Raw genomic sequence first — 13015 nt, 5'->3', positions numbered from 1 at the left:
ACTCCCGAAAGGCGACGACGATGACGCGCAGGACCCCTTCCGAGGCGACGACGAACAGCGCCCCTTCCGAGACGGCGACGGACAGGACCCCTTCCGAGGAGACGGCGACGGGCCGGACCTCCCTCAAGGTGACGCTCGCGCTGGCGGGCGCGGCCGTCTCCGGTGCCGTACGGGCCGTGGTGGCCTGGTTCCTGAAGGGCGCCACGGACGGCTCCTGACCGCGCCGGAGGCGTACGGGACGGCGCCGCGCCGGAGGGCTACGGCGCCGTCACGAAGTCGATCAGCTCCTCGACCCGCCCGAGGAGCGCCGGCTCCAGGTCCTTGTACGAGGTGACCCTCGACAGGATGTGCTGCCAGGCCGCGCCCGTGTTGTCCGGCCAGCCCAGGGCCCGGCAGACGCCCGTCTTCCAGTCCTGGCCGCGCGGGACCGCCGGCCAGGCCGGGATGCCGAGCGAGGACGGCTTCACCGCCTCCCAGACGTCGATGTACGGGTGGCCGACGACCAGGACGTCCGGCGAGATCACCCGCGCGGCGATCCGGGACTCCTTGGAGCCCGGGACCAGGTGGTCCACCAGGACGCCGAGGCGGGCGTCGGGCGCCGGGCCGAACTCCGCGACGATCGCGGGCAGGTCGTCGACGCCCTCCAGGTACTCCACGACCACGCCCTCGATCCGCAGGTCGTCGCCCCAGACCCGCTCGACCAGCTCCGCGTCGTGGCGGCCCTCGACGTAGATCCGGCCCGCCCGCGCCACGCGCGCGCGTGCGCCCGGCACCGCGACCGATCCGGAGGCCGTACGGGTCGGGCGGGCCGGCCCCGCGGCCGGGCGGACCAGGGTCACGACCTTGCCCTCCAGGAGGAAGCCGCGCGGCTCCAGCGGGAAGACCCGGTGCTTGCCGAAGCGGTCCTCCAGGGTCACCGTCCCCGCCTCGCAGCGGATCACCGCCCCGCAGAACCCCGTCGCCACCTCCTCCACGACGAGGTCCCGATCGGCCGGGACCTCGGGGACGGGCGCCGAGCGCTTCCATGGGGGCGTCAAGTCCGGGTTGTAGCTGCGCATTCGGGCGACGTTATGCGACGGAGAAGCGCGTCGCCAGTTCCTCGCGCTGGCGTCGTACGAACGCCGCGTCCACCACCGCCCCGTGCCCCGGCACGTACACCGCGTCCTCGCCGCCGAGCGACAGGAGCCGGTCCAGGGCGTCCGGCCAGCGGGACGGGATCGCGTCCGGGCCCGCCTGCGGCTCGCCCGACTCCTCCACCAGGTCCCCGCAGAAGACCACCTCCGGCGGGCCGGGCACCAGGAGCGCCAGGTCGTGGCCCGTGTGCCCGGGACCCACGTTCGCCAGGAGCACCTGCCGGCCGCCCAGGTCGAGCGTCCACTCGCCGGAGACCACGTGTCGCGGGGCCACCAGCACGTCCGCCGCCTCCGCGGCCGCCGCCGGGTCCAGGCCCTGTTTCACCCCGTCCGCCCGCAGCTCCTCCCGGTCCGGCTCCCGGGCGAGCAGCTCCTCCGTGCCGACCGCGCCGAAGACCTCCGCGCCCGCGAAGGCCGCCGTGCCGAACACGTGGTCGAAGTGCGGATGGCTCAGTGCGATGTGCGTCACCCTCCGCCCGCCCGTGAGTTCCGCCACCTCCGCCCGCAGCTCCGCGCCCTCCGCGAGGGACGACCCCGTGTCGTACAGCAGCACCGCCCGTTCGCCCACGACGAGCCCCACCGTGGCGTCCCAGCCGGGCAGCCGTCGCCGGCCCACCCCGTCCGCGAGCCGTTCCCATCCCCGTGCTTCCCAGTCGACGTCCATGCCCCGACGCTAACCGGTGGGGCGTCGCCTCCTTGCCAGGAGCGACGTGTGCCGCCGTACACTGGCCCGGGATCGCTGGCACTCGGACAGGGCGAGTGCCAAAAGCGGAGCAACCGTAACGACCGACGACAGCTGGAGGTGCGCACGATGCTCAGCGAACGCAGACTCGAGGTGCTGCGCGCCATCGTCCAGGACTATGTCGGGACGGAGGAGCCCGTCGGCTCCAAGGCGCTCACGGAGCGCCACAAGCTCGGCGTGTCGCCCGCCACCGTGCGCAACGACATGGCCGTGCTCGAGGAGGAGGGCTACATCGCCCAGCCCCACACCAGCGCCGGCCGCATCCCGACGGACAAGGGCTACCGGCTGTTCGTCGACCGGCTCGCGGGGGTCAAGCCGCTGTCGACGCCCGAGCGGCGGGCCATCCACAACTTCCTCGACGGCGCGGTCGACCTGGACGACGTCGTCGGCCGCACGGTCCGGCTGCTCGCGCAGCTGACCCGGCAGGTCGCCGTCGTCCAGTACCCCTCGCTGACCCGTTCGACCGTCCGGCACGTGGAACTGCTCTCGCTGGCCCCGGCCCGCCTGATGCTCGTCCTCATCACCGACACCGGCCGGGTCGAGCAGCGGGTCGTGGACTGCCCCGCGCCCTTCGGCGACACCTCGCTCGCCGACCTGCGGGCCCGGCTCAACAGCCGGGTCGTCGGCCGCCGGTTCGCCGACGTGCCGCAGCTGGTGCAGGACCTCCCCGAGTCCTTCGAGGAGGCCGAGGACCGCGCCACGGTCTCGACCGTGCTCGCGACCCTCCTCGAAACGCTCGTGGAGGAGCACGAGGAGCGGCTGATGATCGGCGGCACCGCCAACCTCACCCGCTTCGGACACGACTTCCCCCTGATGATCAGGCCCGTCCTGGAGGCTCTGGAGGAGCAGGTCGTCCTCCTCAAGCTGCTCGGCGAGGCCAAGGAATCGGGCATGACCGTACGGATCGGGCACGAGAACGCCCACGAGGGGCTGAGCTCCACGTCCGTCGTCTCGGTCGGCTACGGTTCGGGCGGCGAGGCAGTCGCCAAACTCGGCGTGGTCGGACCGACCCGCATGGACTACCCCGGAACGATGGGAGCGGTACGCGCAGTGGCACGTTACGTCGGACAGATCCTGGCGGAGTCGTAAGTGGCCACGGACTACTACGCCGTACTCGGCGTGCGCCGCGACGCTTCCCAGGACGAGATCAAGAAGGCGTTCCGGAGGCTCGCGCGCGAGCTGCACCCGGACGTCAATCCCGATCCGAAGACGCAGGAGCGCTTCAAGGAGATCAACGCCGCCTACGAGGTCCTCTCGGACCCGCAGAAGAAGCAGGTCTACGACCTCGGCGGCGACCCGCTCTCGGCCTCCGGCGGAGGCGGCGCGGGCGGCTTCGGAGCCGGTGGCTTCGGCAACTTCTCCGACATCATGGACGCCTTCTTCGGCACGGCCTCGCAGCGCGGCCCGCGCTCGCGCACCCGCCGGGGCCAGGACGCCATGATCCGCCTGGAGGTCGACCTCAACGAGGCGGCCTTCGGCACCACCAAGGACATCCAGGTCGACACGGCGGTCGTCTGCACGACCTGCTCCGGCGAGGGCGCCGCGCCCGGCACCTCCGCGCAGACCTGTGACATGTGCCGCGGCCGCGGCGAGGTCTCCCAGGTCACCCGGTCCTTCCTGGGCCAGGTCATGACCTCCCGGCCCTGCCCCCAGTGCCAGGGCTTCGGCACCGTCGTCCCGACCCCGTGCCCCGAGTGCGCGGGCGACGGACGGGTCCGCTCCCGCCGCACCCTCACGGTCAAGATCCCGGCCGGCGTCGACAACGGCACCCGCATCCAGCTCGCGGGCGAGGGCGAGGTCGGCCCCGGCGGCGGCCCCGCCGGCGACCTGTACGTCGAGATCCACGAGACCCCGCACGAGACGTTCCAGCGGCGCGGCGACGACCTGCACTGCACGGTCACCCTCCCGATGACGGCGGCCGCGCTCGGCACCAAGGTGCAGTTGCAGACCCTCGACGGCCTCGAAGAGATCGACGTCCGTCCGGGCACCCAGTCCGGCCAGTCGATCCCGCTGCACGGCCGCGGCGTCACCCATCTGCGCGGCAACGGCCGGGGCGACCTGATCGTGCACGTCGAGGTCCAGACCCCGGGCAAGCTCGACGCGGAGCAGGAGCGCCTCCTGCGCGAGCTCGCCAAGCTGCGCGGCGAGGAACGCCCCACGGGGCAGTTCCAGCCGGGCCAGCAGGGGCTGTTCTCGCGCCTGAAGGACGCGTTCAACGGGCGGTAGGCCGCGCCCGTACGCATCCCGTACGCAGGGGGAGGGGCGGTGTCCATACATGGATACCGCCCCTTTCCATACCCCTCCCCGCGGCATGACACGATGCCCATATGTCCACCACCGCACTGAACGATCTCTCTCGGTTCCCGATCGTGCAGGCCCCCATGGCGGGTGGCGCCTCCTGTCCTGAGCTGGCCGGAGCCGTCTGCGAGGCCGGGGCGCTCGGCTTCCTGGCCGGCGGCTACAAGACGGCCGGAGGCCTGTACCAGGAGATCAAGCAGGTGCGCGGGCTCACCGCGCGCCCCTTCGGCGTCAACCTCTTCGTGCCGCAGACCGGACGGCCCGCCGACCCGGCCGCCGTCGAGGTCTACCGGCACCAGCTCGCCGGAGAGGCCGACTGGTACCGGACCCCGCTCGGCGAGACCGACGACTCCCGCGACGACGCCTACGACGCCAAGCTGGCCATCCTCCTGGAGGACCCGGTCCCCGTCGTCTCCTTCACCTTCGGCTGCCCCGCGCCCGACGTCCTCGCCTCCTTCGCCCGCGTCCGCACGTACACGCTCGTCACCGTCACCTCCGCAGAGGAGGCCCTCGCCGCCGAGCGCGCCGGGGCCGACGCCGTCTGCGTCCAGGGCGTCGAGGCGGGCGGGCACCAGGGGACGTACCGCGACGACCCGGACGAGGACTGCGCGCCCGGCACCGGCCTGCTCGCCCTCGTCACCCAGGTCCGCGAGAGCACCGGCCTCCCGATCGTCGCCGCGGGCGGGATCATGCGCGGCGCCCAGATCGCCGCCGTCCTCGCCGCCGGGGCCGGGGCCGCCCAGCTCGGCACCGCCTTCCTCGGCTGCCCCGAGTCCGGCGCCCACCCGCTGCACAAGCGGGCCCTGACCGACCCGCTGTTCACCCGCACCGCCCTCACCCGGGCCTTCTCGGGGCGCCCGGCGCGCGGCCTCGTCAACCGCTTCATGCGCGAGCACGGCCCGTACGCCCCCGCCGCCTATCCCGAGGTCCACCACCTCACCGCCCCGCTGCGCAAGGCCGCCGCCACCGCCGGGGACGCCCAGGGCATGGCCCTCTGGGCCGGCCAGGGCCACCGCCTCGCCCGCGCGCTCCCCGCCGGGCGGCTGGTCGAGGTCCTCGCCGCCGAACTCGACACAGCCCTCTCGGAACTGGCCCACAGGAGCACTTCGTGACCGCACCCGTCTTCGTCGTCGACGCCGTCCCCGGCGCCGGGACCTTCCTCCTGGACGGTCCCGAGGGCCGCCACGCCGTCTCCGTGAAGCGGCTGCGGGAGGGCGAGAAACTCGTCCTGGCCGACGGCCGGGGCCGCTGGGCCGCCTGCGAGGTACTGGCCGCCGAGGGCAAGGACCAGCTCACCGTGCGGGTCGCCGAGGTCCACGAGGACCCCGAGGACGAGCCCCGGATCACCGTCGTCCAGGCGCTCCCCAAGGGTGACCGGGGCGAGCTGGCCGTCGAGACCATGACGGAGACCGGCGTCGACGCGATCGTCCCGTGGGCCGCCTCCCGCTGCATCACCCAGTGGAAGGGCGACCGGGGCCTCAAGGCGCTCGCCAAGTGGCGGTCCACCGCGCGCGAGGCCGGCAAGCAGTCGCGCCGCACCCGCTTCCCCGAGGTCGCGGACCTCATGACGACCAAGCAGGTCGCCGCCCTCCTCGCGGAGGCCGACTTCGCGGCCGTCCTGCACGAGGACCGCGACCACCCCAGCGGCGCGCTCGCCACCGCCGACCTCCCCGCCAAGGGCTCGGTCGTCCTCGTCGTCGGGCCCGAGGGCGGGGTCTCCCCGGAGGAACTCGCCGCCTTCGAGGCGGCCGGCGCGAAGCCGTACCGGCTGGGCCGCAGCGTGCTGCGCACCTCCACGGCGGGCACGGCGGCGACGGCCCTGGTCCTGGGCCGGACGGGCCGCTGGAGCTAGGACGAGGGGCGGGGAGCAGGGGTTAGGGCCAGGGCTGGGGCTGGGAGCGGGGGCTAGGGGCCCGAGGACCGGGGCCGCCCGGCCGTCAGTTCGTCGAAGAGCGGCCAGCCGTCCTCCTCCCGCGTCCCGTTCGCGGCGGGGACGAGGTCACGGGCCAGCGCCGCGTCGAGGAACCGGCGGACGACCCCGGGCTCGTCCAGGTTGAGCCGGCCGCCCCCGGCGGCGAGCACCTCGTGCCGGCCCATCGGGAAACCGGCCACCGCGCGGCCCGGCGCCTCCCGGAAGACCAGCCGGAGCAGGGCGTGCGGGCGCTCGGCGCGGCGCAGGGCGAGCACGGTCCGGCAGTCGGGGTGCCGGTGCCGGACGTTCCAGAGCCAGACCGTGCCGTCGTCCACCGTCAGCCCGCGCGGGGCCCCGTCCCGTCTCATGCGGCGCAGTGTACGAAGGACGTACGGAGGAAAGAGGGGGCCAACCCGGTGGACGGCCGCCCCCGGGGGCTCCTTAGGGTGGCCGCATGGCCGACGAGTCCCCCCTGATCCGCAGTCTCCGCGCCGCCGTGGCCGCCACCCCCGGCGACGTGCCCCTGCGTCTCCACTTCGCCGAGCTCCTCCTCGCGGAGGGGCGGAACGACGAGGCCGTCGCCGAGGCGGCCGTCGCCCTCCAGCACGCGCCCGGGGACGCGGACGCCCGCGCCCTGATGGTCCGCGCGATGGGTCTGCCCGCGACCCCGCCCGCGACCCCGCCCCCGCCCGCGACCGCGACGGAGACCCCGGCCCCGGCTCCGACTCCGGCCCCGGACGCCCCCGCACCGGACGCCCCCGCCCCCTCCTTCGACTGGAACGCCGCCGAGCAGCAGGTCCAGGACCTCGTCGGGCCCCGCTTCCTGGAGGACCCGCAGGCCGCCGACGGCGACGGCACCGCCGGGGACGCGGCCGCCTGGGACGTCGACGCCCCCGGCTCCGTCCGCCTCGCCGACGTCGGCGGCATGGAGGAGGTCAAGGACCGCCTGGAGGCCGCCTTCCTCGCCCCCATGCGCAACCCCGAACTGCGCAGGCTGTACGGCAAGTCGCTGCGCGGCGGCCTGCTCCTCTACGGCCCGCCCGGCTGCGGCAAGACCTTCATCGCCCGGGCCGTCGCGGGCGAGCTCGGCGCGAGCTTCCTCACCGTCTCGCTCTCCGACGTCCTCGACATGTGGATCGGCGCCTCCGAGAAGAACATCCACGACATCTTCGAGACCGCCCGCCGCCAGGCCCCCTGCGTCGTCTTCCTCGACGAGCTGGACGCCCTCGGCGCCAAGCGCTCCCGCACCCACCACAGCGGCCTGCGCAACGTCGTCAACCAGCTCCTCACCGAACTCGACGGCATCGCGAGCGGCGCCGGCAACGAGGGCGTCTTCGTGCTCGCCGCCACCAACGTCCCCTGGGACGTCGACATCGCGCTGCGCCGCCCCGGCCGCCTCGACCGCACCCTGCTCGTGCTGCCGCCCGACGCCGCCGCCCGCGAGGCGATCCTCCGCTACCACCTGCGCGAGCGCCCCATCGAGGCCGTCGACCTCGGCAAGCTCGTCAAGGCCACCGAGGACTTCTCCGGCGCCGACCTCGCCCACGTCTGCGAGACGGCCGCCGAGACCGCGCTCCTCGACTCCGCCCGCAGCGGCTCCGTACGCCTGATCACCACCAAGGACCTGCTCGGCGCGGCCAAGCAGATCAAGCCGTCCACGGAACCGTGGTTCGCCGCCGCCCGGAACGTCGCCATGTTCGCCAACGAGGGCGGCCTCTACGACGACCTGCTCGCCCACCTCAAGCGGAAGCGCAAGCTGTGAGCGAGGCGGAGGCCCGGGGCGCCCACGGCACCGCGATGCGGCGCGCCGAGGCGTTGTACGAGGCCGGGCGGTACGAGCGGGCCGGGGAGCTCGCCGCCCAGCACCTGGCGACCGAACCGGAGGACGCCGAGGCCCTCGTCCTGCTCGCTCGCTGCCACCACCGGGGCGGCCACCACCCCGCCGCCCTGGCCGCCGTGGACCAGGCGCTGCGGGCCGAGCCCGAACTGCTCGGCGCCTGGCTGATGCGCGTCCAGGTCCTCCTCTCCCAGAGGCGGTTCCAGGAGGCCGAGTCCACCGCCCGGCACGCCGTCGCGCTCGCCCCGCACCACTGGGGCACCCACTACGCGCTCGGCACCGCCCTCGCGGAGCACGGCGAGCACGGCGAGCGCTTCCTCGCGCACGCGCGCACCGTCGAGGCGTACGAGACCGCGCGGACCGCCGTGAACCTCGCGCCAGAGGAGGACGCGGCCCACTTCCTGGTCGGCCTCACCGCCCAGCGCCGGGGCGACCACGACACCGCGCGGCGCGCGTACGAGACGGCGCTGCGGCTCAACCCGCAGAGCAGCGAGGCCCACAACAACCTCTCGCTGCTCCGGCTGCGCCGCCGCTGGTTCCGGCGCGGGGCGTGGACGCAGGCCGCCGAGGGGTTCGTCGCCTCCGCCGCGCTCGACCTCCAGGACCGCAAGGCCCGCTACAACCTGGAGGCCATGGCCTGGAACACCGCCGCCGGGGCCCGCTGGGTCGCCCTGCTCGGCTTCGTCGCCTCCGCGTTCGGCGTCGCCCCCGTCCGCGGCGGCGTGACCGGGGCCGGGGCGGTCGTCCCGTTCCTGATCGGCGCGGCCGTCCTCGTCGGCGCCTGGGGCGGCTGGGCCCTGTGGATGAGCCGCCGGATGCCGCCCCGGCTGCGCCGCCCGCTGCTGCTCGTCGCGCGCGGCTGCCGGCCGGTGATCGCCATGGCGACGGCCGTGGGGCTGCTCGGGCTCTACTCGGTGCTGACCATGGCCCTCTGGTCCTTCGACGCGGGCGTGCCCGGCGCGCTCGGCGGAGTGCTGTTCTGGGGCGTGATCGTCACGTACTGGGTGAGCCGCTCGTTCCTGAACCGGCGCGTGCCCAAGGACTGACCGGACCGGGCCCTTCCGGGAGAACGGCATCCGATCTTGTCGGCGGCGGCGGATACGATGCGCGTGTACTGACCGACGGAGGCGAGGAGGCCCGGACCATGGCCGGAGAGCCGCAGAGCGACTGCCTGTTCTGCAAGATCGTGGCGGGGGAGGTGTCGGCGACGATCGTCCGCGAGACCGAGACGACCGTCGCGTTCCGCGACATCAACCCGCAGGCCCCGACCCACGTCCTGGTGATCCCGCGCGTGCACTACCCGGACGCCGCCTCCCTCGCGGCCGGCGCGCCGGACGTCGCCGCCGACCTGCTGCGCGAGGCCGGCGAGGTCGCCGCCCAGGAGAAGACCGACGGCACCGGCTACCGGATCGTCCTCAACACCGGCGCGGGCGCGGGCCAGACCGTCTTCCACACCCACGCGCACGTCCTGGGCGGCCGCGGCCTCAACTGGCCCCCCGGATAAACCGTGTCCGTACGCGAACTGGTCGTCCTCGGGACCGCCAGCCAGGTCCCGACCCGGCACCGCAACCACAACGGCTACCTGCTGCGCTGGGACGGCCGGGGCATCATGTTCGACCCCGGCGAGGGCACCCAGCGCCAGATGCTGCGGGCCGGGGTCGCGGCGCACGACCTCGACCGGATCTGCGTCACGCACTTCCACGGCGACCACTCGCTCGGCCTGGCCGGGGTGATCCAGCGGATCAACCTCGACCAGGTCCCGCACCCGGTCACCGCCCACTACCCGGCGAGCGGTCGGCACTTCTTCGAGCGGCTGCGGTACGCCACCGCCTACCGCGAGACCGTGAAGCTCGTCGAGGTGCCCGTCGCCGCCGACGGGCCGCTCGCCGTCACCGACGAGTTCACCCTGGAAGCGCGCCGGCTCTCCCACCCCGTCGAGTCCTACGGCTACCGGCTGATCGAGCCCGACGGCCGCCGCATCCTGCCGGGGAAGCTCGCCGAGCACGGCATCCAGGGCCCCGACGTGGGCCGCATCCAGCGCGACGGCGTCCTGAACGGCGTCACCCTCGACCGGGTCAGCGAGGTCCGGCGCGGACAGCGCTTCGCCTTCGTCATGGACACCCGGCTCTGCGACGGCGTCCACGCCCTCGCCGAGGGCGCCGACATGCTCGTCATCGAGTCGACCTTCCTCGACGAGGACGTCCGCCTCGCCACCGACCACGGCCACCTCACGGCCGGACAGGCCGCCGCGGTCGCCCGCGACGCGGGCGTGCGGCACCTCGTCCTCACCCACTTCTCGCAGCGCTACCACGACCCCGCCGAGTTCGAACGGCAGGCGCGGGCGGCCGGGTTCGACGGCGAGCTGAGCATTGCCCAGGACCTCATGAGGGTCCCCGTACCGAAACGAACGTGAACATGCCCGTACCCAAGGCGGAACTGCACCTCCACATCGAAGGCACCCTCGAACCCGAGCTGGCCTTCGCGCTCGCCGCGCGCAACGGCGTCACCCTGCCGTACGCGGACACCGACGCCCTGCGCGAGGCGTACCGCTTCAGCGACCTCCAGTCCTTCCTGGACCTGTACTACGGCCTCATGGCGGTCCTGCGCACCGCCGAGGACTTCACCGAACTCACCGACGCCTATCTGGAGCGGGCCGCCGCCCAGGGCGTCCGGCACGCCGAGATCTTCTTCGACCCGCAGGCGCACACCGCGCGCGGCGTCCCGATCGGCACCGTGATCGAGGGCCTGACCGCCTCCCTCGACCGCGCCGAGGAGCGGTACGGGATCTCCACCCGGCTCATCATGTGCTTCCTGCGCGACGAGTCCGCCGAATCGGCCCTCGCCACCCTGGAGGCCGCGAAGCCGTACCTGGACCGGATCACCGGCGTCGGCCTCGACTCGGCCGAGGTCGGCCATCCGCCGGCCAAGTTCCGCGAGGTGTACGAGGCCGCCGCCGCGCTCGGCCTGCGCCGGGTCGCGCACGCGGGCGAGGAGGGGCCCGCGGCGTACGTCCGCGAGGCCCTCGACGTCCTCGGCGTCGAGCGGATCGACCACGGCCTGCGCTGCATGGACGACCCCGACCTCGTCGCCCGCCTCGCCCGCGAGCGGGTCCCGCTCACCCTCTGCCCCCTGTCGAACGTCCGCCTCCGCGTCATCGACACCCTCGCCGACCATCCGCTCCGCGCCATGATGTCCGCCGGCCTCCTCGTCACCGTCAACTCCGACGACCCCGCCTACTTCGGCGGCTACGCGGGCGACAACTACGACGGCGTCCGCACCGCCCTCGCCCTCACGGACGAACAGCTCCGGGAGCTGGCCCGGAACTCCTTCCTCGCGTCGTTCCTGGAGGACGAGGAGGAGCGGAGGGGGAGGTACCTGGCGGAGGTGGAGGCGTACGAGTTCGGGGGTGGCGGGGCGTAGACGCGGCGCGGCTGGCCGGGTGGGGTGGGTGCGGGGCGGGTGCGGGCCGGGGCGCCTGCGGCGGGCTTGTTCCCCACCCCGCCCCTTCCCGTAACCGGGGCTCCGCCCCGGACCCCGCGCCTCAAACGCCGGCGGGGCTGGATTTTCAGCCCGTCCGGCGTTTGAGGACACGCCCGGAGGGCGTACGGGGGTCCGGGGGTTCGCCCCCGGTTTCGGGAAGGGGCGGGGTGGGGAGTAAGCCCCGCGCAGCGGCCCCCAGCCCAGCCCAGCCCCCTACTCCCGCCCCCTCACCCCCGCCAACCCGAACGTCGACTTCGTCAGACGCCGCCGCGCGGCGGACACCCGGATCGAGGCCACCGGCTGCTCCGGCGCCCCCACCTGGGGGACCAGCGACGGCATGGCCGAAGCCGTGCCGGCGAGGACGGCCGCGGGCGCGCCCCCGCGGCGGCGGATCGAGCCGGGGACCAGGGGCCGCCCGGAGACGTGGCGGGCCACGGCCGTCATGGGGGCGGCGACCAGGAGGAGCAGGGCGCAGAGGACCGCGCCCATGCCCGGATAGCCGACGCCCTCGGAGAGGAGGCTGCCGGTCACCGGGCCGCAGGCCACGCCGAGGGAGGACGCCGAGCCGACGAGGACGGCCCAGCGGCCGCGCGGGTCGAGGGAGGCGGCCAGGCCCAGGAGGTACGACAGGACGACCGGGTAGACGGCGTTCCACAGGATCTCGCCGGTCGCGAAGGAGAGCAGGTCCCCGGCGGCCGAGCTGAGCAGCACGCAGCCCGCGATGAGGACCGTGCCGGCCCCGATCGGCACCGCGCGCCCCAGGCGCGAGCCGAGCGCCCCCGCCGCCGTGACCCCGGCGAGCCCCGCGCCGAGCGCCACCGCGAAGACCGCGCCGACGGTGACCTCGGAGAGCCCGGCCTGGGTGAGCCCGATGCGGCCGCTCACGCCCCACAGCGCGTTCTGCGCGAGGGACCAGCAGAGGATGCCGCCCGCGAGGACGGCCCCCGCCCGCCGGTACGGCAGCGGACCCGTCACGGACGCGACGACCGGCTCACGACCCGCGTCCGTCCGCGCACGCGCCCGCGTACCGCCCGGCAGACGCCCCGTCACCGGCCACACCAGGGCCGCCGCGCAGGCGATCGCGAGCAGCGGCGGCGCGTGGCCCCCGCCCAGGTGGGGGAGCGTCAGGTAGAGCGCGCCGGCCGTGGCCGAGACGGAGAGCAGGCCGAGAGCCGAGGCCCGGTGCGGGTCCGGCCGCCCGGCGATCCCGGCGGCGGCCACCGCCGTCGCCGTGCCCGAGCCGAGGCCGCCGAGGACGGCGCCCGCGACCACCAGCGGCACGGTGCCGGTCGCGGCGGCGGAGCCGTATCCGACGAGCATGGCGAGCAGGCCCGCACGGGCCGCCCCGCGCGGCCCGATCCGCTCCCCGCGCGCGGCGAGCGCGAAACCGGCGGACGAGGAGCCGAGCAGCAGCACGGAGCCGACCAGACCCGCCTGCGAGGGCGTGAGGCCGAGCCCGGCGGAGAGCCGTCCGACGACGGTCGGCAGGAGATACGGGGCCAGGTAACCGGCCGTGAAGAGTGCGACGAGGGCGACGAGGGCCCCCGCGCCGCGAGACCGCGACGACATGGGCGTTCCCAGGAACAAGAAGGGGAGGGGGTGGAGCGCCCGGT

At 74.6% G+C, this 13015-nt stretch carries 14 protein-coding genes; 10 read left to right on the top strand and 4 right to left on the bottom strand.

What is annotated here, in order from left to right; all coding sequences use genetic code 11:
- Positions 1–20: 20 nt before the first annotated feature.
- On the top strand, positions 21–218 hold the full coding sequence (locus tag ACIQD7_RS14865; protein ID WP_402441861.1) for a hypothetical protein: 198 nt from the start codon (positions 21–23) through the stop codon (positions 216–218).
- A gap of 39 nt (positions 219–257) precedes the next feature.
- Here the strand turns inward: ACIQD7_RS14865 and ACIQD7_RS14860 are convergent, their stop codons facing one another.
- Positions 258–1058: a DUF3097 domain-containing protein gene (locus tag ACIQD7_RS14860; RefSeq protein ID WP_402441860.1), complete on the bottom strand. Its 801-nt coding sequence runs from the start codon at positions 1056–1058 to the stop codon at positions 258–260.
- A 10-nt stretch (positions 1059–1068) separates the two neighbouring features.
- Positions 1069–1797, bottom strand: coding sequence for an MBL fold metallo-hydrolase (locus ACIQD7_RS14855; RefSeq protein ID WP_402441859.1), 729 nt, complete (start codon positions 1795–1797; stop codon positions 1069–1071).
- Between the two features lie 147 nt (positions 1798–1944).
- Between ACIQD7_RS14855 and hrcA the strand changes: the two genes are divergently transcribed.
- The 4 genes from hrcA (at position 1945) to ACIQD7_RS14835 (ending at position 6025) form a co-directional block, all read left to right on the top strand.
- Complete coding sequence (hrcA, locus tag ACIQD7_RS14850; protein WP_121829319.1) at positions 1945–2964, top strand: heat-inducible transcriptional repressor HrcA; 1020 nt, start codon at positions 1945–1947, stop codon at positions 2962–2964.
- Positions 2965–4101, top strand: coding sequence for a molecular chaperone DnaJ (gene dnaJ, locus ACIQD7_RS14845; protein ID WP_121829318.1), 1137 nt, complete (start codon positions 2965–2967; stop codon positions 4099–4101). It abuts the gene before it with no gap.
- Between the two features lie 101 nt (positions 4102–4202).
- A complete protein-coding gene (locus ACIQD7_RS14840; RefSeq protein ID WP_402441858.1) occupies positions 4203–5285 on the top strand; it encodes a nitronate monooxygenase in 1083 nt (360 codons plus the stop codon).
- Complete coding sequence (locus ACIQD7_RS14835; protein ID WP_402441857.1) at positions 5282–6025, top strand: 16S rRNA (uracil(1498)-N(3))-methyltransferase; 744 nt, start codon at positions 5282–5284, stop codon at positions 6023–6025. The genes ACIQD7_RS14840 and ACIQD7_RS14835 overlap by 4 nt, the downstream gene beginning before the upstream one ends.
- Positions 6026–6078: 53 nt before the next feature.
- On the opposite strand, the gene ACIQD7_RS14830 is transcribed toward ACIQD7_RS14835, so the two are convergent.
- The gene (locus tag ACIQD7_RS14830; RefSeq protein ID WP_402441856.1) at positions 6079–6453 is read right to left on the bottom strand and encodes a hypothetical protein; all 375 of its coding nucleotides are present in this window, start codon (positions 6451–6453) and stop codon (positions 6079–6081) included.
- 86 nt (positions 6454–6539) lie between these two features.
- Between ACIQD7_RS14830 and ACIQD7_RS14825 the strand changes: the two genes are divergently transcribed.
- The 5 genes from ACIQD7_RS14825 (at position 6540) to ACIQD7_RS14805 (ending at position 11342) form a co-directional block, all read left to right on the top strand.
- Positions 6540–7847, top strand: coding sequence for an ATP-binding protein (locus tag ACIQD7_RS14825; protein WP_402441855.1), 1308 nt, complete (start codon positions 6540–6542; stop codon positions 7845–7847).
- A complete protein-coding gene (locus ACIQD7_RS14820) occupies positions 7844–8968 on the top strand; it encodes a tetratricopeptide repeat protein (protein WP_402441854.1) in 1125 nt (374 codons plus the stop codon). The genes ACIQD7_RS14825 and ACIQD7_RS14820 overlap by 4 nt, the downstream gene beginning before the upstream one ends.
- A 98-nt stretch (positions 8969–9066) precedes the next feature.
- Positions 9067–9426 (top strand): histidine triad nucleotide-binding protein, encoded by a 360-nt coding sequence (locus tag ACIQD7_RS14815; RefSeq protein WP_402441853.1) that lies wholly within the window; start codon positions 9067–9069, stop codon positions 9424–9426.
- 3 nt (positions 9427–9429) lie between these two features.
- Positions 9430–10335, top strand: a complete 906-nt coding sequence (locus ACIQD7_RS14810; protein ID WP_161371685.1) for a ribonuclease Z — start codon at positions 9430–9432, stop codon at positions 10333–10335.
- Positions 10336–10337: 2 nt separating this feature from the next.
- Complete coding sequence (locus ACIQD7_RS14805; protein WP_402441852.1) at positions 10338–11342, top strand: adenosine deaminase; 1005 nt, start codon at positions 10338–10340, stop codon at positions 11340–11342.
- A gap of 273 nt (positions 11343–11615) precedes the next feature.
- Here the strand turns inward: ACIQD7_RS14805 and ACIQD7_RS14800 are convergent, their stop codons facing one another.
- The gene (locus ACIQD7_RS14800; protein ID WP_402441851.1) at positions 11616–12971 is read right to left on the bottom strand and encodes an MFS transporter; all 1356 of its coding nucleotides are present in this window, start codon (positions 12969–12971) and stop codon (positions 11616–11618) included.
- Positions 12972–13015 lie beyond the last annotated feature (44 nt).

The sequence above is a fragment of the Streptomyces sp. NPDC093071 genome, assembly GCF_044754545.1.
GTDB lineage: Bacteria > Actinomycetota > Actinomycetes > Streptomycetales > Streptomycetaceae > Streptomyces.
The sequence above is the reverse complement of the archived record's forward strand: the minus strand, read 5'-3'. Positions and strand labels throughout refer to the sequence as shown.

What these genes read in the sequence shown, in the direction of transcription:
- ACIQD7_RS14865 (WP_402441861.1), top strand. Translation starts at nt 21, where the DNA reads ATGACGCGCAGGACCCCTTCCGAGGCGACGACGAACAGCGCCCCTTCC.
- ACIQD7_RS14860 (WP_402441860.1), bottom strand. Translation starts at nt 1,058, where the DNA reads ATGCGCAGCTACAACCCGGACTTGACGCCCCCATGGAAGCGCTCGGCG.
- ACIQD7_RS14855 (WP_402441859.1), bottom strand. Translation starts at nt 1,797, where the DNA reads ATGGACGTCGACTGGGAAGCACGGGGATGGGAACGGCTCGCGGACGGG.
- hrcA (WP_121829319.1), top strand. Translation starts at nt 1,945, where the DNA reads ATGCTCAGCGAACGCAGACTCGAGGTGCTGCGCGCCATCGTCCAGGAC.
- ACIQD7_RS14840 (WP_402441858.1), top strand. Translation starts at nt 4,203, where the DNA reads ATGTCCACCACCGCACTGAACGATCTCTCTCGGTTCCCGATCGTGCAG.
- ACIQD7_RS14830 (WP_402441856.1), bottom strand. Translation starts at nt 6,453, where the DNA reads ATGAGACGGGACGGGGCCCCGCGCGGGCTGACGGTGGACGACGGCACG.
- ACIQD7_RS14825 (WP_402441855.1), top strand. Translation starts at nt 6,540, where the DNA reads ATGGCCGACGAGTCCCCCCTGATCCGCAGTCTCCGCGCCGCCGTGGCC.
- ACIQD7_RS14815 (WP_402441853.1), top strand. Translation starts at nt 9,067, where the DNA reads ATGGCCGGAGAGCCGCAGAGCGACTGCCTGTTCTGCAAGATCGTGGCG.
- ACIQD7_RS14805 (WP_402441852.1), top strand. Translation starts at nt 10,338, where the DNA reads ATGCCCGTACCCAAGGCGGAACTGCACCTCCACATCGAAGGCACCCTC.
- ACIQD7_RS14800 (WP_402441851.1), bottom strand. Translation starts at nt 12,971, where the DNA reads ATGTCGTCGCGGTCTCGCGGCGCGGGGGCCCTCGTCGCCCTCGTCGCA.